Raw genomic sequence first — 26978 nt, forward strand, 5'->3', positions numbered from 1 at the left:
CGCTCTTTGGGGCGCTCCTACCAATGACGCGGGCCCCCCGGTCGGGGATCATCAGGGGACCGCCGCACCACGAGGAGCACCACATGCCGCAGCAGATCGCCGTCGTCACCGGGGCCGGCACCGGCGTCGGTCGCGCCGTGGCAATCGAACTCGCCGCCGGTGGCTGGCAGTTGGCCCTGGCCGGCCGCCGCGCCGAACCGCTGCACGAGACGGCCGCCCGCATCGGCACCGCAGCCGCCGTGATCCCGACCGACGTCACCGACCCGGCCGCCGTGGACGCCCTGTTCGCCGAGGTCGCCGAACGCTACGGCCGGATCGACCTGCTCTTCAACAACGCCGGCACCTTCGGAGCGCCCGTCCCGCTGGAGGACCTGAGCTACCAGGACTGGCGGGCGGTGGTCGACCTCAACCTCACCGGCGCCTTCCTCTGCGCGCAGGCCGCCTTCCGCCAGATGAAGGGCCAGCGCCCGCAGGGCGGCCGGATCATCAACAACGGCTCGATCTCCGCCCACGTGCCGCGCCCGCAGAGCATCGCCTACACCGCCACCAAGCACGCCGTCAGCGGCCTGACCAAGTCGCTCTCGCTGGACGGCCGCCCGTACCGGATCGCCTGCGGCCAGATCGACATCGGCAACGCCGCCACCGACATGACCGCCGCGATGAGCACGGGCGTGCGGCAGGCCGACGGCCGGATCACCCCGGAGCCGACCATGGACGTCGCCGATGTCGCCCGGACGGTACGCCACATGGCCGAACTCCCGCTGGAGGCCAACATCCAGTCCGTCACGGTGCTGGCCACCACGATGCCGTACGTCGGGCGGGGCTGAACGCTACGGCCGCCAGGTGTCGTTGAGCGACACCTCGCCGCCGGCCGGCACGGTGGCGGTGCGGTTGGCACCGGACTCCCAGGTCACCGCGCCGCTGGCGTCCTTGCGGAGGTACTTGTACTGGAAGGACGTTCCGGCCGGCAGCGGCACGTCCAGCTTCCACACCGGGTACGACGTCGAGGAGAGCGCCACTGCCTGGCTGGTGTTCCAGGCGCCGAGGGCCGCGTTGTCGCCCGACACGTAGATGTTCTGGCCGGGCACGGTGGTCGCGTTCACCGCGAACGACGCGCCGGTGGAGAGCGAACCGCCGCCCGGCGCACCGACGTAGAGCGCGATCGCGTCCCCCGCGCCGACCGTCGCGGTGAAGGTGCCGTCGGAGGCCACCGTGTAGCTCGGTCCGGTGCAGCCGCCACCGGCCGGGTCACCGTGCTCGACGTCGCAGTAGCTGCCGGCCGGCAGCGAGGTCTGGAAGGTCTGGGTGACCGGGCCCGTCTCGTGGTTGAGCGCGACATAGCCCTTGTCGCCGCGCCCGAAGGCGATCGCGTTGTTGCCGTTGGACCACCAGTCGGTCACCGCGGTGCCCGCCACCGCGTTGCGGAAGCCCACCATGTTGGCGATCTGCGGCCAGGCGTGCGTGCAGTTCCAGCCGTCCTGGTAGCAGGCGTTGACCGTGCCGCCGTTGGGCGGGCCGTCGTCGGTGCTGGTGAAGGAGTAGCCCGAGTAGATGTTGGGCGAGCCGTAGGTCTCGGCCAGCAGGAAGACGTTGGCGAGCGTGTAGGTGCTGCCGTAGGTGTAGTTGAGCGTGGAGCCGTTGCGCTCGGTGTCCCAGTTGTCGACGAAGGAGCGTGCCTGGCTGCTCGGCAGGTAGCCCCAGGAGGCACCCCAGGTGCTCAGGTCGGCGAGCTTGTCGGTGGTGAAGATCCGCTTGAGGTCGGTGCCGACCCGGAACTCGTCCACGTCGCCGGTGCCGGTGTACTCGGACGGCTGGATCGGCTCGCCGGCGCCGTAGATCACCTCCTGCACCCAGTAGGCGTTGGGGTTGGTCATCCTGGCCTTGATGGCGGCCAGTTCGGTGGCGGCGATGTGCTTGGCCGCGTCGATCCGGAAGCCGTCGACGCCCAGGCTCGCCAGGTCGTCGAGGTAGTTGGCGATGGTCTGCTGCACGTACGCGCTGCCGGTGTCCAGGTCCGCGAGGTTGACCAGTTCGCAGTCCTGGACATTGGTGCGGTCCTGGTAGTCGGTGATCGGCTGGCGGCAGGTGTGGAAGTCCTGGTCCTGGTAGAGGCCCGGGTAGTTGTACTTGCTGTACACCGTCCCGCCGGTGCCCGTGCCGGAGCCGGCCGTCATGTGGTTGATGACGGCGTCGGCGATCACCTTCACGCCGGCCGCGTGGCAGGTGCTGACCATGTGCTGGAAGGAGGTGCGGTCGCCGAGCCGGCCGGCGATCTGGTAGCTGACGGGCTGGTAGGAGGTCCACCACTGGCTGCCCTGGATGTGCTCCTCGGCCGGGGAGACCTCGACATAGCCGTAGCCCTTGGGGCCGAGCGTGTCGGTGCAGGCCTGGGCGACCGAGTCGAACTTCCACTCGAAGAGGGTGGCGGTGACATCCTTGGTGCCGGGCGGGGCGGCCTGCGCGGTGGGCGCGGCGGCGACACCGGAGACCAGCGAGAACGCGAGGGCGGTCGAGGCGGTGAGTGCGCTGGCGACGCGACGGGCCCGGCGGCCTCGGCGCGGCAGAACTGAGGTGACCACGTTGTCTCCTGGATGGCTGGGTGGGGCAGCCGGATACGGCAAGTGACGCCTTCTGCAAGATTTCTGAAACTTGCAGGAAACTTTCAGCGCTGAACCTAGGCCTGCCTCAAGATCGCGTCAAGACTCCCGATGGCAACGGTTTGGCAGCGACCGGCGCGAGACCACCACGGCGCTCGCGGCGTCTGATACCGGTGACGCCACGCCACCGCCCACCAGGAGATCCCCATGCACGAGGTCCTCGGCTTCGATGAGTTCGCGGCCACCAGGGCGCGGCGACTCTTCCAGGTCGCGTATCTGATGTGCGGCGACTGGCACCAGGCGCAGGATCTGGTGCAGACCACCTTCTCCAAGCTCTACCCCGTCTGGGGCCGGATCCAGCGCGGTCGCGCCGAACCGGGCCTGGACGCCTACGCCCGCAAGGTCCTGCTGCGCTGCTACCTCTCGCACCGCCGGCTGCGGCGCTCCGGCGAGGTCGCGGTGGCCGAGGTCTTCGACGGCCCGGCGGACGCGGCGGACGGCGGCACCGAGAGCGACCTGCGGCTCACCCTGCTGGCCGCGCTGCGCCAACTACCGCCCCGCAACCGGGCCGCCGTGGTGCTGCGCTTCCTGGAGGACTACACGATCGAGGCGGTCGCCGAGGCGCTGGACACCACGCCGAGCGCGGTCAAGAGCCTCAACTCCCGCTCGCTGAGCCGACTTCGGGAGATCCTCGGCGAGGACCGCGCACTGCTCTTCCAGTCCTGAGCCCCAACGACCCCCAGGGACCGCACGATGGAGCACGACCTCAGCAGACTGCTCGAAGAGAGCGTCCAGGACCTGACCCCGCCGGTGGCCGTGATGGTGGCCACCGGCACCTGGCTCGGCCGCCGCCGGCTGCGGCGCAGGCTGCAGGCGGCCGGCGCCGCCCTCGCCGTGGGCGCGCTCGCCACCACCGGCGTGCTGCTCGGCCTGAACAGGTCCAGCGGCGACTCGGTCTCCGCGTCAGCCCCGCCGGTGTCCAACGCGCCCGCCACCTCGGTGAACGCCGACCCGCTGGTGCCGTTCACCGAAGCCGGCGCGCTCAAGGTGCTGGTCGACCACCTGCCCCCCGGCGCCGCGCTCGACAACTACGACGACCACCGCAGCGTCCACGACACCCCCAAGACCAGCGTGGACCTCTCGGTCGACTACGACGACGGCCACGGCGCCTCCACCATCCAGCTGAGCGTGCAGCACGCGGCGGCCGCGAGCGACGTCACCAGCTGCGCGTTCTGGCGCTCCGACCCCGACAACCCCGGCCCGGACAGCTGCACCGAGAGCCTCCTGGCGGACGGCAGCCGGGAGTTGACGGCCGTCACGCACCCGGACGGCGCGGGGTTCAGCTCCTCCTTCGTCGAGCTGGTACGCCCGAGCGGCGAGGAGATCCGGATCGACGCCTTCAACGGGACCGTCAGCGCCTTCGCCAAGGTGAACCCCCCGGGTGACCACCAGGGCGGCGCCCGCGATCAGCCTCGCCACCGCCCAGCAGATCGTGCAGAGCCCGCTGCTGGGCTTCCAGATCCCGCAGTCGGTCGCCGAGGCCGGCGAACGCCTGGCCGCCGCCGTCCCGCGCGCCCAGCAACCGGCCCAGTGAGCAGGGCACGGCGGCCTGCTGCCGGGGGGGGGCAGCAGGCCGCCGTGGCCGGTCAGTGCTGGACGAACACCGCCACCGTCCGGGCCGGCACGGTGAAGGTGCCGGAGGCCGGGTCGAAGGCGGACCGCTTCACCACCGGGTCGCCGCCGCCCGCCTGCGCCGGGTGCAGCGCCTGGGAGCTGCCGCGCAGCGCGGTGAGGGTCTGCGTCTGCTGCGACGGCGTGGCATTGAAGACCACCGTGAGACCCTTCTCCGCGCCGGGCAGCCCGGTCCCGTCCAGGTGCAGGGTGATCACCCCGGGGATCTCCCCGGGCGTACCCGAGAGCGGGTAGGACAACCGCTGCTGCACCTGCGCCGCCGTGGAGAGCGCGAACAGCGGCGAGGAGTGCTTGATCATCAGGAACGCCTGGTACTGGGCGCTCGCCGCGTCGATCTGCCCGCACCCCATGGTCAGTCGCGGGTCCGCCAGCAGGGTCCTGGCCACCGGCCACATCGACTGGTTGTCGGCCGCCATTGGCAGGCCGTGACCCCAGCCGTTGCCGTCCGCGCAGCTCCAGTGGATCGCGTTGAACCAGTCGCCGGAGTTGAAGGAGTTGCTGTCCAGCGACTTGGAGCGGAGCAGGTCGCTGCCCGCCTGGGCGAAGCCCGGGCCCTCGGTGAGCGCGGTGAGCGAGAGTCCGAGCGCCTGCATCCGGGCCCGGTCGTCCGGCGAGGTGGTGACCGGCAGCTTGTAGGCGAGCGCGTCGAACAGGTCGGTGTTGTCGTGCGCGTCAAGGTAGTTGACGGCGTCACCGGGTTCATCCGCATAGCCGGTGGGCGAGCCGCCGTAGTCGACTCCCGCGCCGGTGACGGTCTTTCCGGTGCTGTCGGTGAACGAGTAGCCCGCCAGGTCGCCGGTCAGGCCCACCTTGATCTGGTCCATCTGGTGCAGCAGCGCGGCCTTCTGCTGGTCGGGGGTCCCGTTCGCGGCCGAGCCGTTGGGGTCGGTGAACAGGCCCGAGGCGAAGCCCTGCTGCTGGGCGGAGGAGAGCATGAAGGTGCCGCCGCGGGCGGCGTCGCGCAGCCGGTCGTCGAAGGTGGCGATGCCGGTGCCGGCCATGTTCGGCTGGGTGGCCTGCACGAAGCGGGCGTTGTTCGCCACCACGCCGAAGTTCCAGCCCTCGCCGTAGAGGAAGAGCGAGGCGCCGTCGACGCCGTCCCGCTGCGGCGTCAACGTCCGCAGCGCGGACTGCACATCGAGCATGGTGGCCTTCGGGTCCAGGCCCATCAGGTCGAACCGGAAGCCGTCCACCTTGTACTGCCGGGCCCACGTCAGCACCGAGTCCACGACCAGCTTGTCCATCATCGCGTGCTCGGGCGCGGTGTCCGCGCAGCAACTGTCGGTGGTGACCGCGCCGTTGTCGCTCAGCCGCTGGTAGTAGCCGGGGACGATCCGGTCCAGCACCGAGTGGTCGTCCTGCCCGGCCGCCGCGGTGTGGTTGTAGACCACGTCGAGCACCACCCGCAGCCCGGCCTGGTGGATCGCCTGCACCATCTGCCGGAACTGCACCGTGCGCGCCGTCCCTCCCCCACCCTTCGGGCGGGAGGTGCCCCCTTGGTCGGTCGCGTACGAGCCCTGCGGCACGGTGTAGTGCAGCGGGTCGTAGCCCCAGTTGTAGGCGTCGTCAGCCTGCACCGCCGCCACGCAGGCCTGCTGCCGGTCGCTGTCGGCGGCCAGCGCGGCCAGGTCGCAAGGCGGCAGCTTCTGGTCGGCGGTGGGCGGGATGCTGGCGATGTCGAAGGTCGGCAGCAGGTGGATGGTGGTGACGCCCGCCTTGGCCAGTGCGCGCAGGTGCTGCATCCCCGCCGACTGGGACTGGGTGAAGGCCAGGTAGGTGCCGCGCTCGGCGGTCGGCACCGTGCTGTCCGCCGCCGAGAAGTCGCGCACGTGCAGCTCCTGGATCTGCTGCTTGCCGACCGGGATCGGCTGCGGGCTGCGGCTCTGGTCCCAACCGGCCGGCTTGGTGGAGCGGTCGGCCAGGTCGGCGACCAGGCTGCGCCGGGAGTCGGCGGAGAGCGCGACCGAGTAGGGGTCGGTCACCAGGTTGGTGACCAGCTGCTGAACGCTCGGTGCCCAGACCTTGACCTGGTAGAGGTAGTACCTCCCGTTCAGCTGCTTGCGGTCACCGGTCAACGACCAGACGCCGGTCACGTCGTCGCGGCGCAGCGGCACGGTCTTCGGCGTCCCGCCCGTGGCGGCGTCGAAGAGCTGGACGGAGACCTCGGCGGCGGTCGGTGCCCACAATGAGAGCGTGACCTTACAGTCGCTGTACACCGGACCGAGCGCGGCCTTGGCGGCCCCGCCCGCGTACAGCGCGTCCAGCACACCCGGCACCTGCACCCCGGTGGCGGCCAGCGCCGCGCCGCTGGGCAGGTGCTCGGTGAAGAGCAGCTGGCCGCGCAGCGCCGTGGCCACCCGGCCGGTGTCGCGCGGGTCCACGCTGAAGGCGCGATAGCCCGCCAGGTTCGGGTACTTCGCGCGCTGGTCCGCCGTCAGGCCGCCGGCCACCGGGTTGAGCCGCAGCCAGTAGCCCGGCTTGCTGAGCACGCCCTTGTCGACGGTGATCCCGCCGGCCGGATCGTAGATCAGCTGCGCGCTGGTACCGCCGTTCAGCGCCGCGTCACCCGCGCCGTAGCCGGCCGGCACCGCCACCGTGGTGGCGTCGATCCACTGCGCCTTGGCCGTCGAGAGGTCGAGCTGCGAGCCGGTGCTCGCGACCTGCGGCAGCAGATACCCCGGCTGGCCGCCGAGCACCCACACCTCGTTGCCGTAGGTGGCCAGATCGAGGGACTGGTCGGCCGGCTGATCCTTGGTGTCGCCGTTGTGCAGGATGTAGCTGAGGCTGGTCGCGCCGGGCGCGAGCGGGACGTCGAAGACCTCCCCGAAGGCGTCCTTGCGGGCCGGCTGCAACGGGTGGGTCCAGTCGGTGGGGGTGGCGGCGCCGGTCCAGTCGTGCAGGCCCCAGCCGTCGTAGTCGCCGTCCGCCCGGTGGTAGTGGATCACCGCCGTCCCGGCCGGCGCGGTCGAGCTGGGCCCGGGGTTCTGCTGGTAGACGGTCGGGTCGCCCTGCTTGAGCCAGACCTCGCCGGTCGCGCCGACATCGATGTGCCGGTCGGCGGCGACGTCCTTGGTGCCGTTGTTCTCCACGATGAAGCCGACGTCCGAGGCGGCGCTGTTCAGCTTGACGTAGGCGAAGGCGCCGTACGCGTCGCGGCCGGTGAACGGGTGCCCGGCGGGCCAGCTGGTGCCCTCGCCGTCGGCGAGGTCGCCCCAGGCGTAGAGGTTCCAGCCGTCGTAGTCGCCGTCCTTGCGCTGGTAGTGCACCACGGCGTACGGGTGCGCGGTGGCGGTCGGCGGGGGCTGCGGGGCCGGGGTGCCGGTGGTGAAGCTCGCGGTGGTCGAGCGCAGGTGGCCACTGGAGTCCTGGACCACGGCCTTGTAGCGCACCACCGTGCCCGGGGCGGCGGCGCTCAGGTCCTGCGTCACCTTGTCCGCGCCGGTGTCCGAGCCGCCCAGCGTCTGCCAGGGTCCGTTGCCGAGCTGCGCGGCGAAGGTGACGCGGTGGAAGTCGGACCCGCCGACGTTCGCGCCCACCGTGACCGTGCCGGTGGTGCCGTCCGCCGGCGCGCTCAGGCTGATCGACGGCGCGGCGGCGGACGCGGCGAGCCTGCCCGCCGCGCGGTAGACCACCGAGGAGAGCGGCGGGACGGTGACCGTCACCTTGCGGTCGGCGCCGCTGGTCAGCCGTCCACCGGCGGCGGGGTAGAGCTGGTCGAAGCCCATCGCGGCGGAGTAGGTGTCCAACGTGACGGTCTGCGCGGTGGTCGCGTTGTTGACCGCGACCAGGTACTCGACCTTCTCCTTGGCGTCGATCCGGGAGAACGCGTAGACGCCCGGCCCGTCGGCGGCGTAGCGCTCGATCTGCGCGCCGTCGGCCAGCGCCGGATTGGCCTTGCGCAGCGCGGCCAGGCTCGCGATGCCCTGGTAGAGCGGGCCGCTCTGCCCGTAGCGGTCGGCCGAGCCGGGAGTGCCGCCGATCACCGCGTCGCTGTTGTAGGAGGCGACCTGCGAGGCGAACATGTCCTGCCGGGCGTCCTTGTCGCCGCCCGGACCGGTGAAGCCCTGCTCGTCGCCGTAGTAGACGACCGGCTGGCCGCGAGTGAGGAACTGCAGCTGGTTGGAGAGCTGGTCCTTGGCGAGCAGCGTGGCCGGGTCCGCGCCGGGGTTGTCGGCCTGCAGGAAGGAGCCGATCCGGCCCATGTCGTGGTTGCCGGTGAAGGTGGGCAGCTCGTAGGCGTTGGTGTCGGCCGTGGTGTAGCGGTAGTCCTGCGCGTAGAGGGCGGACAGCGCCTTGGCCGAGCCGCCCTGCGAGACATAGCGGCGGGCGGCGTCCTGGAACGGGAAGTCCAGGGTGGCCTGCAGCCTGCCCTTGGTGACGTAGGGCGAGGTGACGGCGGGGTCGGCGTCGTAGACCTCGCCGAACATGAAGAAGTTCTTGTCACCCTGCTTGGCGGCGTACGCCTTCAGGGCCGGTGCCCACTGCTGCCAGAAGGCCATGTTCACGTTCTTGACGGTGTCGATCCGGAAGCCGTCGACCCCGGTCTGCTTGACCCAGTCCTGGTAGATCTTCTCGAAACCCTGGACCACCTTGGGGTTCTGGGTGTCCAGGTCGTCCAGGCCGGCGAAGTCGCCCTCGGTGGCGGACTCGCCGGCGAAGGTCGAGTCGCCGCGGTTGTGGTAGAGCGCCGGGTCGTTCAGCCAGGCCGGTGACTTGGCGTTCGGGTCGGTGACCACGGGCGTGTAGGGAAACGAGTTCGCCGTCAGCTTCGGGTACGCCGTAGACCCTGTGGCCGCGTCCGCGTCGGCCAGCGCCGTCTCGTCGACCGGCGCGCCGTTCTGGTCCAGCGTCGGATAGGCGCCGGTCGTCCGGTAGGCGTGGCTGGGCTCGGCGTAGTCGATGACGTCGGCGGTGTGGTTGGTGATGACGTCGAAGAAGACCTTGATCCCCCGGGCGTGCGCCTTCGCTATCAGCTCCTTGAGCTGCGCGTTGGTGCCGAAGTGCGGGTCGACCTGGGTGAAGTCGGTGATCCAGTAGCCGTGGTAGCCGGCCGAGGCGGCGTCGCCGGTGCCCTGGACGGGTTTGTTCTTGAAGATCGGGGCCAGCCAGATCGCCGTGGTGCCGAGGTTCTGGATGTAGCCGAGCTTGTCGATCACGCCCTGCAGGTCGCCACCGTGGTAGAAGCCCTTGTCGGTGGGGTCGAGGCCGTTGACCATCCGACTGCCGGTGATGCCGCCGGTGTCGTTGCCGGGATCGCCGTTGGCGAAGCGGTCCGGCAGCACGAAGTAGTACTGCTCGCGGGTCAGGTCGTGCCGGTCGGCCGCGGCGGCCAGGTGCTGGTCGGAGGGCGGTGCGGGGGCCGCGGCGGCGGTGGCGAGCGGCGCCGAGCCGAGCGAGGCGGCGGTCAAGGCGACCGCGAGTAAGACCCCGGCTCGGCGTGGTCTCGTTCGGGTGGTCGTGCTCCGGGCACGGCGAAGCTGAACAGCGGCCACAGCGGGCTCCCTTGGGGGCGTCGTCGTCGAGTGGCGTGGACGCTAGCGGCTGAAATTTGTTTCAGCAAGATGTCGAAAGGCTTGCAGGGCGTTACAGCGGCCCCGCCGCGCAGCGGAGATTGCGAACGAGTAACAATGGAACGCATGTGTGTCTCTCCGACGCGCCGCACTCGCGCGCCCCGTGCCTCCTCCCCCGCACCGTCTGGGGGCAGGCCTCTAGCACTGTGGGAGGACAGCCGGTGACGAATCCACGACCAGAGGATGATCGGACGGCCACAGAACGTCTGGCAGACTTCTCGTCCATGGGGGAACCGACCGAGATCCATGAGCCAGGCGCCGAGCGCGCGGCCAAGGCATCCGCAGGCGGTTCCGTCGCAGCATCCCGCCCGATGGACGAGGTTGCCGACGGAGCCACCGGGAGCACCGGCCTGCGGGGTGCCACCGCGCTTCGCACCAGGATCGGCGCCCAGCGCAGAGGCCCGGTACGCCCCCGACTGCTCTTCGAGCTCGCCCTGATCGGCATCAGCTACTGGCTGTACTCGCTGGTACGCAACGCGGTGCCCGAGCAGGCGGCGATCGCGCAGCAGCACGCCTCCTGGGTCTGGCACATCGAGCAGTCCCTGGGCATCAACGTCGAGCGCTCGATCAACCACGGGGTCAACTCGATCACCTGGCTGATCGTGGGGATGAACTACTACTACGCGACGCTGCACTTCATCATGACCATCGGCGTCCTGGTCTGGCTCTACCGCCGTCATCCCGGCCGCTACGCGGCCAGCCGCACGGTGCTCTTCATCACCACCGGCATCGCGCTGGTCGGCTTCTACTTCTACCCGCTGGCCCCACCCCGGCTGATGACCGCCGGCCACTTCGTGGACACCGTCGAGGTGCACCACACCTGGGGCTCGCTGGCCTCGGGCGCCGGAGCCAGCGTCTCCAACCAGTTCGCGGCGATGCCCTCGATGCACATCGGCTGGTCGCTCTGGTGCGGCCTGACGATCTTCTTCCTGGCCGAGCGGACCTGGGTCCGGGCCCTGGGCCTGGTCTATCCGGCGGCCACCCTGCTGGTGATCATCTCGACCGCCAACCACTTCTGGATGGACGCCGTCGGCGGCGCGCTCTGCCTGGGCATCGGCTTCCTGTGCACGCGGGTGTTCTACCACCGCTGGGCCTACCAGTTCCCGCAGATCCCGGCCTCCTGGCAGGACACCGGCCGCGCGCTGCCCGAGCAGCGCCCGAGCCCGATCGGCGCCGGCAGCCGCTAACGCGGCCGGCCTGGGCTCAGCCGTAGAAGAGCCGCTCCACCACGCTGCGCGCCCGGCGGGTGATGCGCCGGTAGTCGTCGACGAGCTCGCCGCTGCGACCCTCCCCGTACCCGAGGTAGCGGGCCACCCCGGCGAGCTCGCGCGCCTCCCCCGGGAAGCTGTCGCCGGGCCGCCCGCGCACCAGCATCACCGCGCTGCGCACCCGCGAGGCCAGCACCCAGGCGGCGTCCAGCACCTCGGCGTCCTCCACCGCCAGCAGCCCGGCGTCGTGCGCCGCCAGCAGCGCCCGCCTGGTCCGGGTGGTGCGCAGGCCCGGCAGCTCGTGGCCGTGCTGGAGCTGCAGCAGCTGCACCGTCCACTCGACGTCGGCCAGGCCGCCGCGGCCGATCTTGGTGTGCGTGGTCGGATCGGCCCCGCGCGGCAGCCGCTCGCTCTCGATCCGCGCCTTGATCCGCCGGATCTCCATCAGGTCCCGCTCCGGCACCCCCTGCTCCGGGTAGCGCAGCGGGTCGATCACCGCGCGGAACCGGTCCCCCAGCTCGGCGTCGCCCGCGATCGCCTCGGCCCGCAGCAGCGCCTGGCTCTCCCACACGTGCGACCAGCGCCCGTAGTACGCCTCGTACGAGCCCAGCGTGCGCACCAGCGGCCCCTGGCGCCCCTCCGGACGCAGGTCCGCGTCGACCAGCAGCGGCGGCTCGGTGGACGGCGCGGCGAGCAGGGTGCGCAGTTCGTTGCAGACCGCCCGGGCGGCGACGGCCGCGTCGTGCTGGGCATCCGGGAGCGGTTCGTGGACGAAGAGCACGTCCGCGTCCGAGCCGTAGCCCAGCTCGTGGCCGCCGAACCGCCCCATCGCGATCACCGCGATCCGGGTCGGCAGCGGCTCGCCGTGCGCCTGCTCCCAGCCGGCCGTGCAGGCGGTCAGCGCGCCTTGCAGGGTGGCCGCGTTCAGCGCGGTGAGCGCGCCGGCCGCGCCCTCCAGCGCGACGCCCGGCTCCTCGCCGAAGCGGCCGAGCACATCGGCCGCCGCCGTCCGGAACAGCTCGCGGCGCCGCACCGAACGGGCCGCCGCGACCGCCGCCCCCGCGCTCGGCGCCCGCCCGACCGCCGACAGGATCTCCTGCTCGAGCGCCGCCCGCCCGCGTGGCTCCAGGCCCTGCGGATCGCCGAGCATGGCGACCGCCTCGGGAGCGCGCAGCAGCAGGTCGGGGGCGAGCCGGCCGGCCGACAGGATCCGGGCCAGCTGCTCGGCGGCGGCGCTCTCGTCGCGCAGCAGCCGCAGGTACCACGGGGTGCGGCCGAGCGCGTCGGAGACCTGCCGGAACCCCAGCAGCCCGGCGTCCGGGTCGGCGGAGTCGGCGAACCAGGCCAGCAGTACGGGCAGCAGCGTGCGCTGGATGGCGGCCTTGCGGCTGACCCCGGCGGCCAGCGCCCCCAGATGGCGCAGCGCCGCGGACGGGTCGGCGAAGCCGAGCGCCTCCAGCCGGGCCTTGGCCGCCGCCGGGTTCATCGCCGCCGTCCCCGGCGTCACCGCCTCCCCCGCCGAGAGCCCGGCCACCGCGTCCAGCAGCGGGCGGTAGAACAGCTTCTCGTGCAGCCGGCGCACCTCGAGGGCGTGCCGCTTCCACTCCCGTTCCAGCGCGGCCACCGGGTCGGCCCGGGTGTCGTCGTTGATCATCGCGGACATCGAGCGGGCCAGTCGGCGCAGGTCGGCCGGGTCGGTGGGCATCAGGTGGGTGCGGCGCAGCCGGAAGAGCTGGATCCGGTGCTCCAGCGAGCGCAGGAAGCGGTAGGCGGAGTCCAGCGAGGCGGCGTCGGCCCGGCCCACGTAGCCGCCGGCCGACAGCGCCGCCAGCGCGTCCAGCGTGTTGGGGCTGTGCAGCGCCGGGTCGGTGCGGCCGTGCACCAGCTGGAGCAGCTGGACGGAGAACTCCACGTCCCGCAGGCCGCCCGGACCGAGCTTGAGCTGGCGGTCCAGCTCGGTGGCCGGGATCGCCTCGATCACCCGGCGGCGCATCCGCTGCACGTCCGCGACGAAGTTCTCCCGCTCGGCCGCCTGCCAGACCATCGGCGCCAGCGCCTCGACGTACGCCGCCCCCAGCGCCGCGTCCCCCGCCACCGGGCGGGCCTTGAGCAGCGCCTGGAACTCCCAGGTCTTGGCCCAGCGCTGGTAGTACGCCAGGTGGCTGGCCAGCGTGCGGACCAGCGGCCCGTTGCGGCCCTCGGGGCGCAGGTTGGCGTCGACCGGCCAGATCGTGCCCTCCTTGGTGGTGTCCGAGCAGAGCCGCATCATCCGCGCGGCGAGCCGGGTGGCGGCCTGCAGCGCGTGGTGCTCCTCGACGCCCTCGCGGGCCTCGGCGACGAAGATGACGTCCACGTCGGAGACGTAGTTGAGCTCGCGGCCGCCGCACTTGCCCATCGCGATCACCGCCAGCCGGCAGGCCTCGGCCGCCTCCGTGTCCTGCTCGGAGGCGATCGCCAGCGCGGTCTGCAGGGTGGCGGCGGCCAGGTCGGCCAGCTCGGCGGAGGCCTTGGCGAGGTCGGTGGTGGCGGTCAGGTCGCGGGCGGCGATGGTCAGCAGGCAGCGGCGGTAGGCGGCCCGCAGCGCGTCGGCCGGCTCCTCCGTCGTGCCGCTCACCCGCTCGGCCAGCTCGTGCTGGAACTCGACGGTGCCCGGGTGCATGTCGCACACCTCGAAGGTGACCAGGGTGTGCCAGTCGCGCGGGTGGTGGGCCAGGTGGTCGCCGAGTGCGGCGGAGGCGCCGAGCACGCTCAGCAACCGGTCGCGCAACGGCTTGGAGGTGGTCAGGGTGTCGCGCAGGGTGTGCCGCTCGGACTCCTCCAGCGCCTCCAGCAGGCGGGCCAGGCCGAGCAGGGCGAGATCGGGGTCGGCGCTCGCCCCGAGCGCGTCGAGCAGCACCGGGTCGTCGGCCAGCCCGGTCAGGGCGGGGGCCGAGAGCAGACCGACGGCCGCCTCGGGGTCCGTGAAGCCGCGGCGGACCAGCCGGACCTCCGGCCTGCTGATACGACTGCCCGCGGCGGTCATGAGAGCTCCCTCCTGGGCGATTCGGCGGTTCGTAGCGTACGTGTTCGTCAACCTCTTTCCCCTCACCCGAACGGGCGATGCAACGGCTGCGGGGCCCGACCGGATGGTCAGGCCCCGCAGCCGTCGAGAGGTCAGTGTCTGCGGGAGCGGCGGGACAGGACGAGCATCCCGCTACCGCCGAGCAGCAGCGCCAGCGCGAAGACGATCAGGCCGGGACCGACGCTCGCACCGGTGTTCGCGAGCTCCCCGGGCGGGCGGTGGTGATGGTGACCGGGGGGCCGGTGGTGGCCGGGCGGGCTACTCGGGTAGCTCGGCGCGGTGGTCGGGCCCGTAGTCGGGGTGGTGGTGGGAGTGGTGGTCGGGCCCGTGGTCGGGCTCGTGGTGGGAGTGGTGGTCGGGGTGCACGGCGGGGGCGGGGGCGTCGGAGTGCACGGCGGGGGCGGGGGCGGCGTGCAGAGGTCGACGTGGCAGCCGTGCTCCTTGCCCGTGAGGCAGTTGCTGTACGGAGCGGTCACCGCGTCGTACAGTCGCGTCGGGCTGTCGTCGGAGCTGGCGGCGGTGAGGCTGTAGACGATGGTGACGCGGTCACCCGGGTACAGGTCGCCCACCCAGGTCAGGTCGGGCGAGTGGAAGGAGAGCTCGCCGCTACCGGCCGTCGCGTCGTTGTCGTACGCGGCGCCGGCGAGATCCCCACCCAGGTGATCCGTGACGACCTCCCCCAGGATCGGCACATTGCCGTCATTGGTGAGGGTGATCGTGTAGGTGACCTTCTGCCCGGGGAGGTAGGAGTCCCGGTCGGCGGTCTTGCGGATCTGCAGGTGGCAGATGTCCTCGACCCCCTTGACCCCCTCCTCCGGCACCGGAACCGGGACTGGAACCACCGACGCCGAAGCCGAAGCCGACGCCGACGCGGAAGCCGACACCGACGCCGACGCGGAAGCCGACACCGACGCCGACGCGGAAGCCGACACCGACGCCGACGCGGAAGCCGAGGGCATCGAAGACGCCACGGGCATGGCAGCGGCGGCCGACGCAGACGGCGACGCTGACGCGGACTCGGAGGCGGACTCGGAGGCGGACTCGGAGGCGGACTCGGAGGCCGACGCCGACGGCGACGCGGCGGGCTCGGAAGCAGCGGGCGCACTCGCTCCCGCCGCCAGGACGGGCGCCGGACTCGCGGGAGCCGACACCTCGACGGACGACGGTCCCGCCTCGGCACCGGCCGGCAGCGCGGCCGCCACCAGGCCGCCGCTCGAAACACAGAGCGCGACAAGCGGGACGATCCAGCGGCGCATACCTCTCATCGGCCCACCTCGCAGAATCCAGCAGGCGCCCTCATGATCTGACCCACGGCTACTCCTTTACAACACTGAGTGAACATCACCTCAGATCATGAGCGTGGAATCAGATACGTACGATCAGCACGCGGGCCAGCGCCTCCCCCGGCCCTATAAATTCACCCAGACCGCCCAACCCCAGCCGAGGGCCAGCCGTCTGGGCTAACCCGAGTGGCCCATCCACTGCGCCACGCGGAGCATCACACTCATGGACGTGTACGAAATGCGCGCCGAACACGAGGCCGGAGACCCACAGGGCAGAGTCCTGCACTGGCACATGGTCAGGGACTACAGCAGCCGGGCCATGTGCGGCCGCGAGATCGCTCCCGACGCCGCATCCCAGTCCCCGGACACCTGGGGCTCCCCGGCCGCCCAACCCTTCTGCCACTCCTGCGGCGCCGCCTACCTGCGCCAGGTCCCAGAAACCACCGGCCGCCCCCCGTGACAGACCACCAGACGCCCGGATCGCGCCTTACCCCTTGGGCTCGAATCGTCAACAGCGGACTCGCCCCGACAAGTTGACGCTTCAGCCCCGTACGACCACCTCGCCACACCGCCCGCCCACCCCCAGGTGGACGATCCATCAGGAACCCCCCAGACTCCCAGCCCCCCGGAAGTCGGCCAAGCCGACTTCTGCAACGACACTCGCCCGAGGGGCTGGAAGAGTCGTCGGCGACCCTCAGGGGTCGACTGCCACCAGGGCGTCGGTGAGATCGTCGATCCCGCTCAGCCGGGTGGCGAGCTCGGGGATGCGAAGACCTTCATCCCCTTCGCTGCGACCAACTCGATGAGCCGGGCGACGGTGTCGGCCACCGATCGGGGACTGCTCTTGGTCACCACCCCGGGTTCGCCGACGGTCGGGTCCTCAATCATCGCCAGTCACCTCCGGCTGATCACCTGTTCCCCTCGGCACGGTCTTCTGCCACAGTCCCGCTATGCGAGTCTTCCTGAGGGGCGCCGGCGCCCTCGCGGTCCTGGCCACGCTGCTGCTCGGCGTCGTGGCGGCGGCGGTATTCCTGATAAGAGACGTCGGCCATCAGCTATTCCACGCCGTCGACCCCACGGTGGCCGCCGCCGCGGTGACCGCCATGTCGACCGTCATCGTCTCCGTCGCCACCCTGGTCATCGGGCGCTACTTCGAGCGCCGCAAGACCCTCGAAGCCGAGCTCCGGGCCAGCAAAATCCCCATCTACGCACGGCTCGTCGCCGGCATCTTCGGCGTTCTGCACAGTCCGACGGACACCCAGCGGGCCGCCGCCGCCGAGGCCCTGTTCCGCGACCTGACGCCCGATCTGATCACCTCGGCCTCGGACGACGTGCTGATCAGCTGGTCCCGGTTCAGGCGGAGCCTCACCACCACCCCACCGGACGAGGGCCTCTTCGTCCTCGAGAAGGCCCTGCTGGCGATTCGCCGGGACTACGGCCACACCGGGAAGAACGTCCGGGAGGGCGACCTGCTCGGCCTGTTCATCAAGGACATCGACGAGTACATCGCGGGCCGCCGAGCTACTCACCCGGCAGAGGCGGACTGAGACGGCCCCGGGCCGGCGACATGGAGTCGCCGGCCCGGGGCCGTCCATCGAACAGAGCCTTACAGCACCTGGAGGTTCTTGCGGAGTTCGAAGGGGGTGACCTCGGAGCGGTACTCCTCCCACTCCTGGCGCTTGTTGCGCAGGAAGAAGTCGAAGACGTGCTCGCCGAGGGTTTCGGCGACGAGTTCGCTGCGCTGCATCAGGTCGATGGCCTCGCCGAGGTTCTGCGGCATGGGCTGGATGCCCATCGCGCGGCGTTCGGCGTCGGAGAGGGCCCAGACGTCGTCGTCGGCGCCCGGCGGGAGTTCGTAGCCCTCCTCGATGCCCTTGAGGCCGGCGGCGAGGGTGACGGCGTAGGCGAGGTAGGGGTTGCAGCCGGTGTCCAGGGAGCGGACCTCGATGCGGGTGGAGCCCTGCTTGCCGGGCTTGTACATCGGGACCCGGATCAGGGCCGAGCGGTTGTTGTGGCCCCAGCAGATGTACGAGGGGGCCTCGCCGCCGGCGCCGGCCGTGCGCTGCGAGCCACCCCAGATCCGCTTGTAGGAGTTGACCCACTGGTTGGTGACGGCGGCGGTCTCGGCGGCGTGCCGCAGCAGGCCGGCGATGAAGGAGCGGCCGACCTTGGAGAGCTGGTACTCGGCGCCGGTCTCGTGGAAGGCGTTGCGGTCGCCCTCGAAGAGCGAGAGGTGGGTGTGCATACCCGAACCGGGGTGCTCGGAGAAGGGCTTGGGCATGAAGCTGGCGTGCACGCCCTGCTCCAGCGCGACCTCCTTCATGACCAGCCGGAAGGTCATGATGTTGTCGGCGGTGGAGAGCGCGTCGGCGTAGCGGAGGTCGATCTCCTGCTGGCCGGGGGCGCCCTCGTGGTGCGAGAACTCGACCGAGATGCCCATCGACTCCAGCATGGTGATCGCCTGGCGCCGGAAGTCGTGGCCCACCCCGCGCGGGGTGTGGTCGAAGTAGCCGGACTGGTCGGCCGGCACCGGCGGGGTGCCGTCGTGCGGGAGGTTCTTGAGCAGGAAGAACTCGATCTCGGGGTGGGTGTAGAAGGTGAACCCGAGGGCGGAGGCCTTCTCCAGGGTGCGCTTGAGGACGAAGCGCGGGTCCGCGTACGACGGCGAGCCGTCCGGCATCATGATGTCGCAGAACATCCGGGCCGTGCCGGGCGTTTCCGAGCGCCAGGGCAGTATCTGGAAGGTGGTCGGGTCCGGCTTGGCGATCATGTCGGACTCGTAGACCCGGGCGAAACCCTCGATCGCCGAGCCGTCGAAGCCGATCCCCTCCTCGAAGGCCTGCTCCAACTCGGCCGGGGCGACCGCCACCGACTTGAGGAAGCCGAGCACATCGGTGAACCACAGCCGGACGAACCGGATGTCACGCTCTTCGAGCGTACGAAGCACGAACTCCTGCTGCTTGCCCATGGGGACAGTCTCACCTCTGCTCTTTACGTTCGTGTTACGCCTGGGGCCGCGCCGGGGCGCTCTGCTCGGGCGTATGCACTATTGGCCCCATCATCGCGGATCGGACGCCCTCCGGGGCACCCAGGGCGGGTGAACAGGTGGCGCGGGAGGCAGCCGACCGGTAGCCGACCGGCACCCGACCCCCCATAGCGTCAGAACGACGATTACACTGACGACATGCCCAGTCTCCGCCTCGCCCTGAGCCAGTTCGACCCCTCCGTCGGCGACATCGCGCGCAACAGCGAGGAAGTGGTGCGCTGGACCAGGCGCGCCGCCGAGCGCGGCGCGCAGTTGGTCGCCTTTCCCGAGATGGCCCTGACCGGGTACCCGGTCGAGGACCTCGCCCTGCGCCAGTCGTTCGTGGAAGGCTCGCGGGCCGCCCTGGTGGCGCTGGCCGCCGAGTTGGCCGCCGAGGGCCTCGGCGAGCTGCCGGTGCTGGTCGGCTACCTGGGGCGCTCCGACCGGGACTCCCCCAAGCTCGGCCGCCCGGCCGGCTCGCCGCAGAACTGCGCGGCCGTACTGCACCGCGGCCAGGTGGCCACCCGCTTCGCCAAGCACCACCTGCCCAACTACGGCGTCTTCGACGAGTACCGCTACTTCGTCCCCGGCGACCAGCTCCCGGTGCTGCGCCTGCACGGCGTGGACGTCGCGCTGGCGATCTGCGAGGACATCTGGCAGGACGGCGGCCGGGTCACCGCCGCCCGGGAGGCCGGTGCCGGGCTGCTGCTGGTGATCAACGGATCACCGTACGAGCGCAACAAGGACGACGAGCGGCTCGACCTGGTCCAGCGCCGGGCCGCCGAGGCCGGCTGCACGCTCGCCTACCTCAACATGGTCGGCGCGCAGGACGAGTTGGTCTTCGACGGCGACTCGCTGGTGGTCGACGCGGCGGGCCAGGTGCTGGCGCGCGCTCCGCAGTTCGAGGAGAGCCTGCTCGTCCTGGACCTGGAGCTGCCGGCCGCCGACTCGGACGACACCGACGGACTGCTGCTCAGCGACGGCCTGCACCTGGTCCGCACCGAACTGGGCGGCGAGGTGCGCGAGCAGCCCCAGCACCCCGAGTCCGCCGCCATCGCGCCACGGATCGACGACGAGGCGGAGATCTACGCCGCACTGGTGGCCGGCACTCGCGCGTACGTGCGCAAGAACGGCTTCAAGTCGGTGCTGATCGGCCTCTCGGGCGGCATCGACTCCGCACTGGTGGCCGCGATCGCGGTGGACGCGATCGGCGCCGAGAACGTGCACTGCGTGTCGATGCCCAGCCAGTACTCCTCGCAGCACTCCCGCGACGACGCCGCCGAGCTGGCCCGCCGCACCGGGCTGAACTTCCGCACCGTCCCGATCGCCCCGATGTTCGACGCCTACATGGGCGCGCTCGGGCTGACCGGCCTGGCCGAGGAGAACCTGCAGTCCCGGCTGCGCGGCACGCTGCTGATGGCGATCTCCAACCAGGAGGGCCACATCGTCCTGGCGCCCGGCAACAAGAGCGAGCTGGCGGTCGGCTACTCGACGCTGTACGGCGACTCGGTGGGCGCCTACGGGCCGATCAAGGACGTCTACAAGTCACTGATCTTCCAGCTCGCGAAGTGGCGCAACCAGGTGGCCGCCGAGCGCGGCGAGACGCCGCCGATCCCGGAGAACACCATCCTCAAGCCGCCGAGCGCCGAGCTGCGCCCGGACCAGGTGGACAGCGACTCGCTGCCCGACTACGACCTGCTGGACTCGATCCTGGACGCCTACATCGAGGGCGACCAGGGCCGCGACGCCATCGTGGCGCTGGGCTTCGAGGCGGCGGTGGTGGACCGGGTGGTGCGCCTGGTGGACACCGCCGAGTACAAGCGCCGGCAGTACCCGCCGGGCCCGAAGATCTCCAAGAAGGGCTTCGGGCGCGACCGCCGGCTGCCCATCACCAACGGCTGGCGGCGCGGGTAGCCGACGAGCGGTCGGTCCTAGTAGCGGAAGTCGGCAGCGATCGCCCGGTGGTCGCTGCCGTCCGCCGGCAGCACCCAGGAGTCGGTGGGGGCCAGCCCGCGGCTCATGATCTGGTCGATCCGCGCCATCGGGAACGAGGACGGCCAGCTGAAGCCGAACCCGGCGCCCGCGGTGCCCTGGGCCGAGCGCAGCTGCGAGGTGAGCGGGGCCAGGCTGCGGTCGTTCATGGTCCCGTTCATGTCGCCGAGCAGCAGCACCTTCTTCAGCGGCTCGTCCTGGATCGCGTCACCGAGCGCCTGCGCGCTGACGTCCCGCTGGTCGGCGGTGAAGCCCGCGTCGAACTTCACCCGTACGGACGGCATGTGCGCGACGTACACGGCCAGCGGCCCCTGCGGGGTGCTGACCTGGGCGCGGAAGGCCCTGGTCCAGCCGATCTTGATGTCCACCACCCGGGTGCCGCCGATCGGGTACTTGGACCAGAGTCCGACCGTGCCCTCCACCACGTGGTAGGGGTACGCGGCGGCCAGGCCCGACTCGTAGGTGGACAGCGCGTCACCGGCCAGCTCCTCCAGTGCGACGATCTGCGCGCCGGAGCCGATCACCAGCTTCACCGTGCCGCCCGGGTCGGTGTTGCCCGCCTCGACGTTGTGGGTGAGCACGGTGAAGTCGCCCTTGCCGGTGCTCTTGTCGCTCAGCAGGCCGCCGAACAGGTTCGTCCAGACCACCACCGGCAGCAGCAGCGCCACCAGCGCGGTCGCCGAGCGGCGCCAGAGCGCCAGCGCGAGCAGCACCGGCACCAGCAGGCCGAACCAGGGCAGGAAGGTCTCCAGCAGGCTGCCGAGGTTGCCGACCGAGTTCGGCAGCTGCGCGTGGCCGGCCAGCAGCAGGGCGAGCAGCACGGCCGCGCCGGCGAGCAGCCGGCCGCGGCGCCAGCAGGAACGGCCCCTGCGGTCCGGTCCCCAGCTCCACCGGGACGCCGCAGCCGCGGCGACCGGCCCGGCGACCGGCTCAGCGACCGGTTCAGCGGCCGCCTCGATGCCGTCGGTCTGCGCCCATGCCTCGCCCGGCTGCGTCATTCTGTGACCCCTTGGTGCTCGCGTGCTGTCCGGGCCGTGCCATGTTTCGGCGCAATTGATCCGATTCTCGGCCCAGCCTATGACGGGACAGACGCGCGCCCGGTCAGACCGGGTTCCGGCGCGATTGTGCCGATCCCGTCACCGCTTCACCAGCCGCAGCGGGGGCGGGAACGTGGGCCGGGCCGGCCAGGCCGGCCAGCAGCGCGTCCACCATGGTGGCGGAGAGCCCGGGGTCGTCCAGCGGGGAGTCCTCCCACAGCACGGTGCGTGTCAGCATTCCCCCGACCAGCAGCTCGGCCAGCAGGTCCAGGTCGAGATCGGCGCGGAACTCACCCGACTCGACGCCGCGCCGGGTCACGGCGCGGATCGCCTGGCGACGGCGCCGGATCACCCGTTCGTAGTAGACCTTCTTCAGCTCGGGCAGCGAGTTCAGCTGGTTGAAGACCAGCATCAGCACCCAGTGCGAGCGCTTGGCCAGGCCCCGGCGCCGCATGTACTCCAGCACCTCGATCAGGTCCTCGCGGGCGCTGCGCCCGCTCAGCACCGGCTCAGGGTCCTCCAGCCGGACCACGGCGTCGACCAGCAGGGCCTCCTTGTTGGGCCAGCGCCGGTAGATGGTCGCCTTGCCGACGCCCGCGGCCTGCGCGATGCCCTCGATGGTGAGGTCCGCCAGCCCGGTGCCGTCCATCATCAGCCGCTCGACCGCGTCGAAGATGGCCTGCTCGGCAGCCTCCGAACGCGGACGCCCCCGCCGCGGCGCCGCCGTGCAGGGCGGAGCCGCGACGGGGGCGGCGGGAGGGGCCTGACGATCGGTGTCCATGCGCCCATTCTCCATCCGAGCACTCAGGCCTTGGCCTGCGGGACGGGCTCGGCGGCACGCGCTGCGTCCACCCCGGCGGGCGGACCGGCGGGGCTGCCGGCCACCTTGCCCGGCAGGAAGAACCAGGCGAGCAGGGCGCCGACCAGCGTCACCCCGGCGGACAGCCCGGCCACCACGTGCATGGCGTGGATGAAGGAGTCGTACGCCGGGTGCACCAGCGCCTGGCCCTGCGGGCCGAGCCCGCCCGCCACGCCGAGGGTGGCCTCGATCGACTCACCGGCCGTCTCCCGCAGGCCCGCCGGCAGCGTGCTCAGGTGGTCGGAGATGCCGTTGCGGTAGACGGTCGAGAGCACCGCGCCGAGCACCGCGACCCCGAGCGAGCCGCCGACCTGGCGGAAGGTGTTGTTCAGCGCGGAGCCCGCACCGGCCTTCTCGCGCGGCAGCGAGCCCATGATGGAGACGGTCACCGGCGGCATCACGTGCGCCATGCCGGCGCCCATGATGAAGCCGATCACCTCAAGCACCCAGATCGGGGTGGTGGTGCCCAGCAGCAGGTAGCCGAGGAAGGCGATCGCGATCAGCGCCATGCCCCCGGCGCAGGTGGCGCGGACCCCGAGGCGGTCCACCACCAGCCGGGCGCGGGGCGCGAAGAGCAGCTGGGCGACGGCCAGCGGCAGCATCAGCGCACCCGCGGCCAGCGGGCTGTAGCCGCGCACGCTCTGGGTGTAGAAGACGCCGAAGAACGAGACGCCCATCAGCGCGAAGAAGACCAGGCCGACCACGGTCACCGAGGTGGAGAACACCCTGTTGCGGAACCAGGTGACGTCCAGCGCCGGGTGGCTGACCCGCTTCTCGTAGAGCACGAACGCGGTCAGCGCGAGCAGGCCGATGACCACCGGGACGACCGCACCGGCGGCGGTGAAGTCGGCCAGCTCGCCGCCCTTGATGATCCCGTAGATCAGCGCCACCAGGCCGATGATCGAGAGCAGTACGCCGATCGGGTCCAGCTTGCCGGGGTTGGGGTCCTTGGAGTCCGGGACCAGCAGGAACATCAGGACCAGCGCGACCGCGACGATCGGCACGTTGATCAGGAAGACCGAGCCCCACCAGAAGTGCTCGATCAGCAGGCCACCGGTGATCGGACCGATCGCGATGGCCAGGCCCACGGCGCCGGCCCATATGCCGATCGCCTTGGGCTGCTCGTGCCGCTCGAAGACGTTCATGATGATGGCGAGCGTGGCCGGCATCACGAAGGCGCCGCCCAGGCCCATCACCGCGCGGAAGCCGATCAGCTCGCCGGGGCTGCTCGCCATCGCGGAGAGCAGCGAGCCGACGCCGAACACCAGCATGCCCGCGAGCAGCGCCTTCTTGCGGCCGAACCGGTCACCGAGCAGGCCTGAGGTGAAGAGCAGGCCCGCGAAGACCAGGGTGTAGGAGTTGATCGCCCACTCGAGGTTGCTCTGGGTGGCGCCCAGGCCCACCGGAGCCGGGGTCGCGATGGTCTTCATCGCGACGTTCAGGATCGAGTTGTCGAGCACGACCACCAGCAGGGCGAGGAGCAGCGTCCCCAGGATCGCCCAGCGGCGGCGGTGGATGGCCTCCGGCACCCGTGATGGGGGTGGCGCGGTGGCTGTTGCGGCGGTCATCGGTGTGTCCCCGTCCGGACGAAGGTGGTCGGCGTGCTTCGAGACGCCTGCGTCTCGTAAAGCTCTTCATCAGCGTAGCGGGTATTCGATACGAGACGGATCCGTATCGGATAACCATTGAGCCACGCTCCGGGGTCTTTTGCACCGCAGGTCGGTCGTGCAAGCATGGAGGGAATCCGGGGACGCCGCACGGCGCCACGAGACGACAACCCTTCAGGAGCCTGTTCCATGAACGCTTCTCCGCTTTCGCCTGCCCAAACGCCGCCGGCGAGCCAGACGCCGCCGTCCGGCCAGACGCCGTCAGCAGGCCAGACGCCGCAGTCCGGCTCGGCAGGCACCTCTCTGTACGGCGGGGTCACCAACCGCCGCGTCACCGTCCGGGACCTGGCCGCCGCCAAGCAGCGCGGCGAGCGCTGGTCGATGCTCACTGCCTACGACGCGCTCACCGCCGGGGTCTTCGACGAGGCCGGCATCCCGGTGCTGCTGGTCGGCGACTCGGCGGGCAACTGCCACCTGGGCTACGAGACGACCGTGCCGGTCACGATGGACGAGATGACGATGCTCTCGGCGGCCGTGGTGCGCGGTACCAAGCGCGCCCTGATCGTCGCCGACATGCCGTTCGGCTCCTACCAGGAGTCCCCCCGCCCAGGCGATGCGCAACGCGGCCCGCCTGATGAAGGAGGCGGGGGCCGGCGCCGTCAAGCTGGAGGGCGGCGAGCGCAGCGCCCACGTCATCGAGCTGCTGGTGGAGGCCGGAGTGCCGGTGATGGCGCACATCGGGCTGACCCCGCAGTCGGTGCACGCGCTGGGCGGCTATCCCGTGCAGGGGCGCGGCGACGAGGCGGCGCACAAGCTGGTGCGCGACGCCAAGGCCGTCCAGCAGGCCGGCGCCTTCGCCGTGGTACTCGAGGCCGTCCCCGCCGAACTCGCCGCCCAGGTCACCGAGTTGATGGCGATCCCGACCGTGGGCATCGGGGCAGGACCCGACTGCGACGCGCAGGTGCTGGTCTGGACGGACATGGCCGGCATGACGTCCGGGCACGTCCCGAAGTTCGTCAAGCAGTACGCCGACCTGCGGTCGGTCCTCGGCACCGCGGCCCGCGCGTTCGCCGCCGACGTCTCCAGCGGCACCTTCCCCGCGGCGGAGCACAGCTTCCACTGATATCCCGGCCAGTAGTGCGATGACAGTAGTGCGATGACAGCCCGCTGTCAGGGGCGACAGAGCCCTGACAGCGGGCTGACAGCCGGGGCGGACAGCCTGGGGGCATGACACAGACCGTCACCGCCCCGAACGACCGGGGGCACACCAGGGAAGTCCGTCGGGACTCCGACCACGCCGTCGAGGCCCGCGGCATCGTCAAGCACTTCGGGGAGACCAAGGCGCTGGACGGCGTCGACCTCGTGGTCGAGCAGGGCACCGTGCGCGGCGTGCTCGGGCCCAACGGCGCCGGAAAGACCACGCTGATCCGGGTGCTCTCCACGCTCGTCAGGCCGGACGCCGGAAGCGCCGTGGTCGGCGGCTTCGACGTACTGCGCCAGCCGAACCAGCTGCGCCGCACGATCGGCCTGACCGGGCAGTACGCCTCGGTCGACGAGCTGCTCTCCGGCTACGAGAACCTCTACCTGATCGGCCGGCTGCTCGATCTCTCCCGCAAGGACGCCAAGGCTCGCGCCACCGAGCTGCTGGAGCGCTTCTCGCTCACCGCGGCCGCCAAGCGCGAGGCCAAGACCTACTCGGGCGGGATGCGCCGGCGACTCGACCTGGCGGCCAGCATGATCGGCCGCCCCAAGGTGCTCTACCTGGACGAGCCGACCACCGGCCTGGACCCGCGCACCCGCAACGAGGTCTGGGACGAGGTGAAGCGGATGGTCGCGGAGGGCTCGACCGTGCTGCTCACCACCCAGTACATGGAGGAGGCCGAGCAGTTGGCCGACGACCTGACCGTGATCGACAAGGGCCGGGTGATAGCCGCCGGATCGGTGGCCGGACTCAAGTCCCAGGTGGGCGGCCAGACTTTGCAGGTTCGTCCGGTGGACCCGCTCGAACTCCCGGAGATGGCCCGCTGCTTGACCGAGTCGGGGATCACCGGGGCGAGCGTCTCGCCCGATGCCGGACTGCTCGCGGTGCCGATCACCGGCGAGGAGCAACTGACCGCCGTCATCGGGGTGCTGGGCACCCGCGGGTTCGGCGTCGCGGGCATCGACACCTTGGTGCCCAGCCTGGACGAGGTCTTCCTCACCATCACCGGCACGAGCAGCAGCGCACCGAAGGAGCCGCAGGCATGAGCAGCGCTACTTACCTGATGTCGGACGGCCGGATCGGACCGGCCGGCTACCTGCGCCACGTCGGCGCGCTGACCCGGCGCAACCTGATGCGGATCAAGGCCGACCCGGAGTCGATGCTGGACGCGGTGCTGGTGCCGATCATCTTCACGGTGCTCTTCGTCTACGTCTTCGGCGGCGCCGTCTCGGGCAGCCAGCAGGACTACAAGCAGTACATGATCCCGGGTCTGCTGGGCACCACCGGCCTCAACCTGGCGATGGCGGTGGGGACCGGCCTGAACACCGACTTCCAGACCGGGGTGATGGACCGCTTCCGCACCCTGCCGATCGCCCGATCCTCGGTACTGGTCGGCAAGTTGGCGGCCGAGGTCTGCCGCGGGCTGGTCTCGTTCACCGTCCTGATCGGCTTCTCGCTGATCCTCGGGTTGCAGCTGCGGACCGGCTCGCTGGGCGTGCTCGCCGCGGTCGGGCTCTCGCTGCTCTTCGGCATGTCGATGGTCTGGATCTCGATGCTGCTGGGCCTGGTGATGCGCAGCGCGCAGGCCGTCCAGGGGGTCAGCATGGTGGTGATCATGCCGCTGCAGTTCGGCAGTTCGATCTTCGCGCCGACCAGCACCATGCCGGCCTGGCTGCGGGCCTTCACCCGCTACAACCCGCTCTCCAATCTGGCCGACGCGTGCCGCAGCCTGATCAACGGCGGACCGCTGGCGCACTCGGTGACCATGGTGCTGATCTGGTCGGTGGGGATCACCGCGATCACCGCGCCGCTGGCCGTCGCGCAGTTCCGCAAGAAGGCCTGAGCG

The 26978-nt window shown here is 71.2% G+C and carries 18 protein-coding genes and 1 pseudogene; 10 read left to right on the top strand and 9 right to left on the bottom strand.

Translation table 11 applies throughout. From position 1 onward, the window contains the following. Positions 1-83 precede the first annotated feature (83 nt). Entirely contained in the window at positions 84-827 is a 744-nt protein-coding gene (locus P3T34_RS11735; RefSeq protein WP_280665973.1) for an SDR family oxidoreductase, read from the top strand. A 3-nt stretch (positions 828-830) separates the two neighbouring features. On the opposite strand, the gene P3T34_RS11740 is transcribed toward P3T34_RS11735, so the two are convergent. Continuing rightward, positions 831-2492: a carbohydrate-binding module family 20 domain-containing protein gene (locus P3T34_RS11740; protein ID WP_280671991.1), complete on the bottom strand. Its 1662-nt coding sequence runs from the start codon at positions 2490-2492 to the stop codon at positions 831-833. Positions 2493-2804: 312 nt separating this feature from the next. Here P3T34_RS11740 and P3T34_RS11745 point away from each other — a divergent pair, with 312 nt between their 5' ends. Beyond that, entirely contained in the window at positions 2805-3323 is a 519-nt protein-coding gene (locus P3T34_RS11745) for a SigE family RNA polymerase sigma factor (RefSeq protein WP_280665974.1), read from the top strand. Positions 3324-4243: 920 nt separating this feature from the next. Here the strand turns inward: P3T34_RS11745 and pulA are convergent. After that, positions 4244-9697 (bottom strand): pullulanase-type alpha-1,6-glucosidase, encoded by a 5454-nt coding sequence (gene pulA / locus P3T34_RS11750; RefSeq protein WP_280665975.1) that lies wholly within the window; start codon positions 9695-9697, stop codon positions 4244-4246. 386 nt (positions 9698-10083) lie between these two features. Here pulA and P3T34_RS11755 point away from each other — a divergent pair, with 386 nt between their 5' ends. Further along, the gene (locus P3T34_RS11755; protein ID WP_280665976.1) at positions 10084-11046 is read left to right on the top strand and encodes a phosphatase PAP2 family protein; all 963 of its coding nucleotides are present in this window, start codon (positions 10084-10086) and stop codon (positions 11044-11046) included. Positions 11047-11062: 16 nt separating this feature from the next. Here P3T34_RS11755 and P3T34_RS11760 read toward each other — a convergent pair whose 3' ends face one another. Continuing rightward, entirely contained in the window at positions 11063-14089 is a 3027-nt protein-coding gene (locus P3T34_RS11760) for a bifunctional [glutamine synthetase] adenylyltransferase/[glutamine synthetase]-adenylyl-L-tyrosine phosphorylase (protein ID WP_280665977.1), read from the bottom strand. 131 nt (positions 14090-14220) lie between these two features. Beyond that, complete coding sequence (locus P3T34_RS11765; protein WP_280665978.1) at positions 14221-14949, bottom strand: LPXTG cell wall anchor domain-containing protein; 729 nt, start codon at positions 14947-14949, stop codon at positions 14221-14223. Between P3T34_RS11765 and P3T34_RS11770 the strand changes: the two genes are divergently transcribed. Further along, the gene (locus P3T34_RS11770; protein ID WP_280665979.1) at positions 14915-15430 is read left to right on the top strand and encodes a hypothetical protein; all 516 of its coding nucleotides are present in this window, start codon (positions 14915-14917) and stop codon (positions 15428-15430) included. The genes P3T34_RS11765 and P3T34_RS11770 overlap by 35 nt on opposite strands. A 204-nt stretch (positions 15431-15634) precedes the next feature. Further along, positions 15635-15871, top strand: coding sequence for a hypothetical protein (locus P3T34_RS11775; protein ID WP_280665980.1), 237 nt, complete (start codon positions 15635-15637; stop codon positions 15869-15871). Between the two features lie 281 nt (positions 15872-16152). On the opposite strand, the gene P3T34_RS11780 is transcribed toward P3T34_RS11775, so the two are convergent. Beyond that, positions 16153-16299, bottom strand: coding sequence for a hypothetical protein (locus P3T34_RS11780; protein ID WP_280665981.1), 147 nt, complete (start codon positions 16297-16299; stop codon positions 16153-16155). 62 nt (positions 16300-16361) lie between these two features. Between P3T34_RS11780 and P3T34_RS11785 the strand changes: the two genes are divergently transcribed. Beyond that, positions 16362-16958 carry a hypothetical protein gene (locus P3T34_RS11785; RefSeq protein ID WP_280665982.1) on the top strand — a complete coding sequence of 199 codons (597 nt, stop codon included), beginning with the start codon at positions 16362-16364 and terminating at the stop codon, positions 16956-16958. A 59-nt stretch (positions 16959-17017) separates the two neighbouring features. On the opposite strand, the gene glnA is transcribed toward P3T34_RS11785, so the two are convergent. Beyond that, a complete protein-coding gene (glnA, locus tag P3T34_RS11790) occupies positions 17018-18379 on the bottom strand; it encodes a type I glutamate--ammonia ligase (protein WP_280665983.1) in 1362 nt (453 codons plus the stop codon). Positions 18380-18595: 216 nt separating this feature from the next. Between glnA and P3T34_RS11795 the strand changes: the two genes are divergently transcribed. Beyond that, complete coding sequence (locus P3T34_RS11795) at positions 18596-20350, top strand: NAD+ synthase (RefSeq protein ID WP_280665984.1); 1755 nt, start codon at positions 18596-18598, stop codon at positions 20348-20350. 17 nt (positions 20351-20367) lie between these two features. On the opposite strand, the gene P3T34_RS11800 is transcribed toward P3T34_RS11795, so the two are convergent. The 3 genes from P3T34_RS11800 to P3T34_RS11810 form a co-directional block, all read right to left on the bottom strand. Then, positions 20368-21426 carry an endonuclease/exonuclease/phosphatase family protein gene (locus tag P3T34_RS11800; protein ID WP_280665985.1) on the bottom strand — a complete coding sequence of 353 codons (1059 nt, stop codon included), beginning with the start codon at positions 21424-21426 and terminating at the stop codon, positions 20368-20370. 103 nt (positions 21427-21529) lie between these two features. Further along, on the bottom strand, positions 21530-22246 hold the full coding sequence (locus P3T34_RS11805; protein WP_280665986.1) for a helix-turn-helix domain-containing protein: 717 nt from the start codon (positions 22244-22246) through the stop codon (positions 21530-21532). A 23-nt stretch (positions 22247-22269) separates the two neighbouring features. Continuing rightward, a complete protein-coding gene (locus P3T34_RS11810; RefSeq protein ID WP_280665987.1) occupies positions 22270-23892 on the bottom strand; it encodes a DHA2 family efflux MFS transporter permease subunit in 1623 nt (540 codons plus the stop codon). Positions 23893-24120: 228 nt separating this feature from the next. Between P3T34_RS11810 and panB the strand changes: the two are divergent. From panB to P3T34_RS11825, 3 genes and pseudogenes are all read left to right on the top strand, one after another. Further along, positions 24121-25054, top strand: a pseudogene (gene panB, locus P3T34_RS11815) (3-methyl-2-oxobutanoate hydroxymethyltransferase). 104 nt (positions 25055-25158) lie between these two features. After that, complete coding sequence (locus P3T34_RS11820; RefSeq protein ID WP_280665988.1) at positions 25159-26178, top strand: ATP-binding cassette domain-containing protein; 1020 nt, start codon at positions 25159-25161, stop codon at positions 26176-26178. After that, positions 26175-26975, top strand: a complete 801-nt coding sequence (locus tag P3T34_RS11825) for an ABC transporter permease (protein ID WP_280665989.1) — start codon at positions 26175-26177, stop codon at positions 26973-26975. Before P3T34_RS11820 ends, P3T34_RS11825 begins: the two co-directional genes overlap by 4 nt. The last annotated feature ends 3 nt before the right edge of the window (positions 26976-26978 follow it).

This window comes from Kitasatospora sp. MAP12-44, assembly GCF_029892095.1.
Taxonomy (GTDB): domain Bacteria; phylum Actinomycetota; class Actinomycetes; order Streptomycetales; family Streptomycetaceae; genus Kitasatospora.

What these genes read in the sequence shown, in the direction of transcription:
- P3T34_RS11735 (WP_280665973.1), top strand. Translation starts at nt 84, where the DNA reads ATGCCGCAGCAGATCGCCGTCGTCACCGGGGCCGGCACCGGCGTCGGT.
- P3T34_RS11745 (WP_280665974.1), top strand. Translation starts at nt 2,805, where the DNA reads ATGCACGAGGTCCTCGGCTTCGATGAGTTCGCGGCCACCAGGGCGCGG.
- P3T34_RS11755 (WP_280665976.1), top strand. Translation starts at nt 10,084, where the DNA reads ATGGGGGAACCGACCGAGATCCATGAGCCAGGCGCCGAGCGCGCGGCC.
- P3T34_RS11760 (WP_280665977.1), bottom strand. Translation starts at nt 14,089, where the DNA reads ATGACCGCCGCGGGCAGTCGTATCAGCAGGCCGGAGGTCCGGCTGGTC.
- P3T34_RS11770 (WP_280665979.1), top strand. Translation starts at nt 14,915, where the DNA reads ATGTCCTCGACCCCCTTGACCCCCTCCTCCGGCACCGGAACCGGGACT.
- P3T34_RS11775 (WP_280665980.1), top strand. Translation starts at nt 15,635, where the DNA reads ATGGACGTGTACGAAATGCGCGCCGAACACGAGGCCGGAGACCCACAG.
- P3T34_RS11780 (WP_280665981.1), bottom strand. Translation starts at nt 16,299, where the DNA reads ATGATTGAGGACCCGACCGTCGGCGAACCCGGGGTGGTGACCAAGAGC.
- P3T34_RS11785 (WP_280665982.1), top strand. Translation starts at nt 16,362, where the DNA reads ATGCGAGTCTTCCTGAGGGGCGCCGGCGCCCTCGCGGTCCTGGCCACG.
- glnA (WP_280665983.1), bottom strand. Translation starts at nt 18,379, where the DNA reads ATGGGCAAGCAGCAGGAGTTCGTGCTTCGTACGCTCGAAGAGCGTGAC.
- P3T34_RS11795 (WP_280665984.1), top strand. Translation starts at nt 18,596, where the DNA reads ATGCCCAGTCTCCGCCTCGCCCTGAGCCAGTTCGACCCCTCCGTCGGC.
- P3T34_RS11800 (WP_280665985.1), bottom strand. Translation starts at nt 21,426, where the DNA reads ATGACGCAGCCGGGCGAGGCATGGGCGCAGACCGACGGCATCGAGGCG.
- P3T34_RS11805 (WP_280665986.1), bottom strand. Translation starts at nt 22,246, where the DNA reads ATGGACACCGATCGTCAGGCCCCTCCCGCCGCCCCCGTCGCGGCTCCG.
- P3T34_RS11810 (WP_280665987.1), bottom strand. Translation starts at nt 23,892, where the DNA reads ATGACCGCCGCAACAGCCACCGCGCCACCCCCATCACGGGTGCCGGAG.
- P3T34_RS11820 (WP_280665988.1), top strand. Translation starts at nt 25,159, where the DNA reads ATGACACAGACCGTCACCGCCCCGAACGACCGGGGGCACACCAGGGAA.
- P3T34_RS11825 (WP_280665989.1), top strand. Translation starts at nt 26,175, where the DNA reads ATGAGCAGCGCTACTTACCTGATGTCGGACGGCCGGATCGGACCGGCC.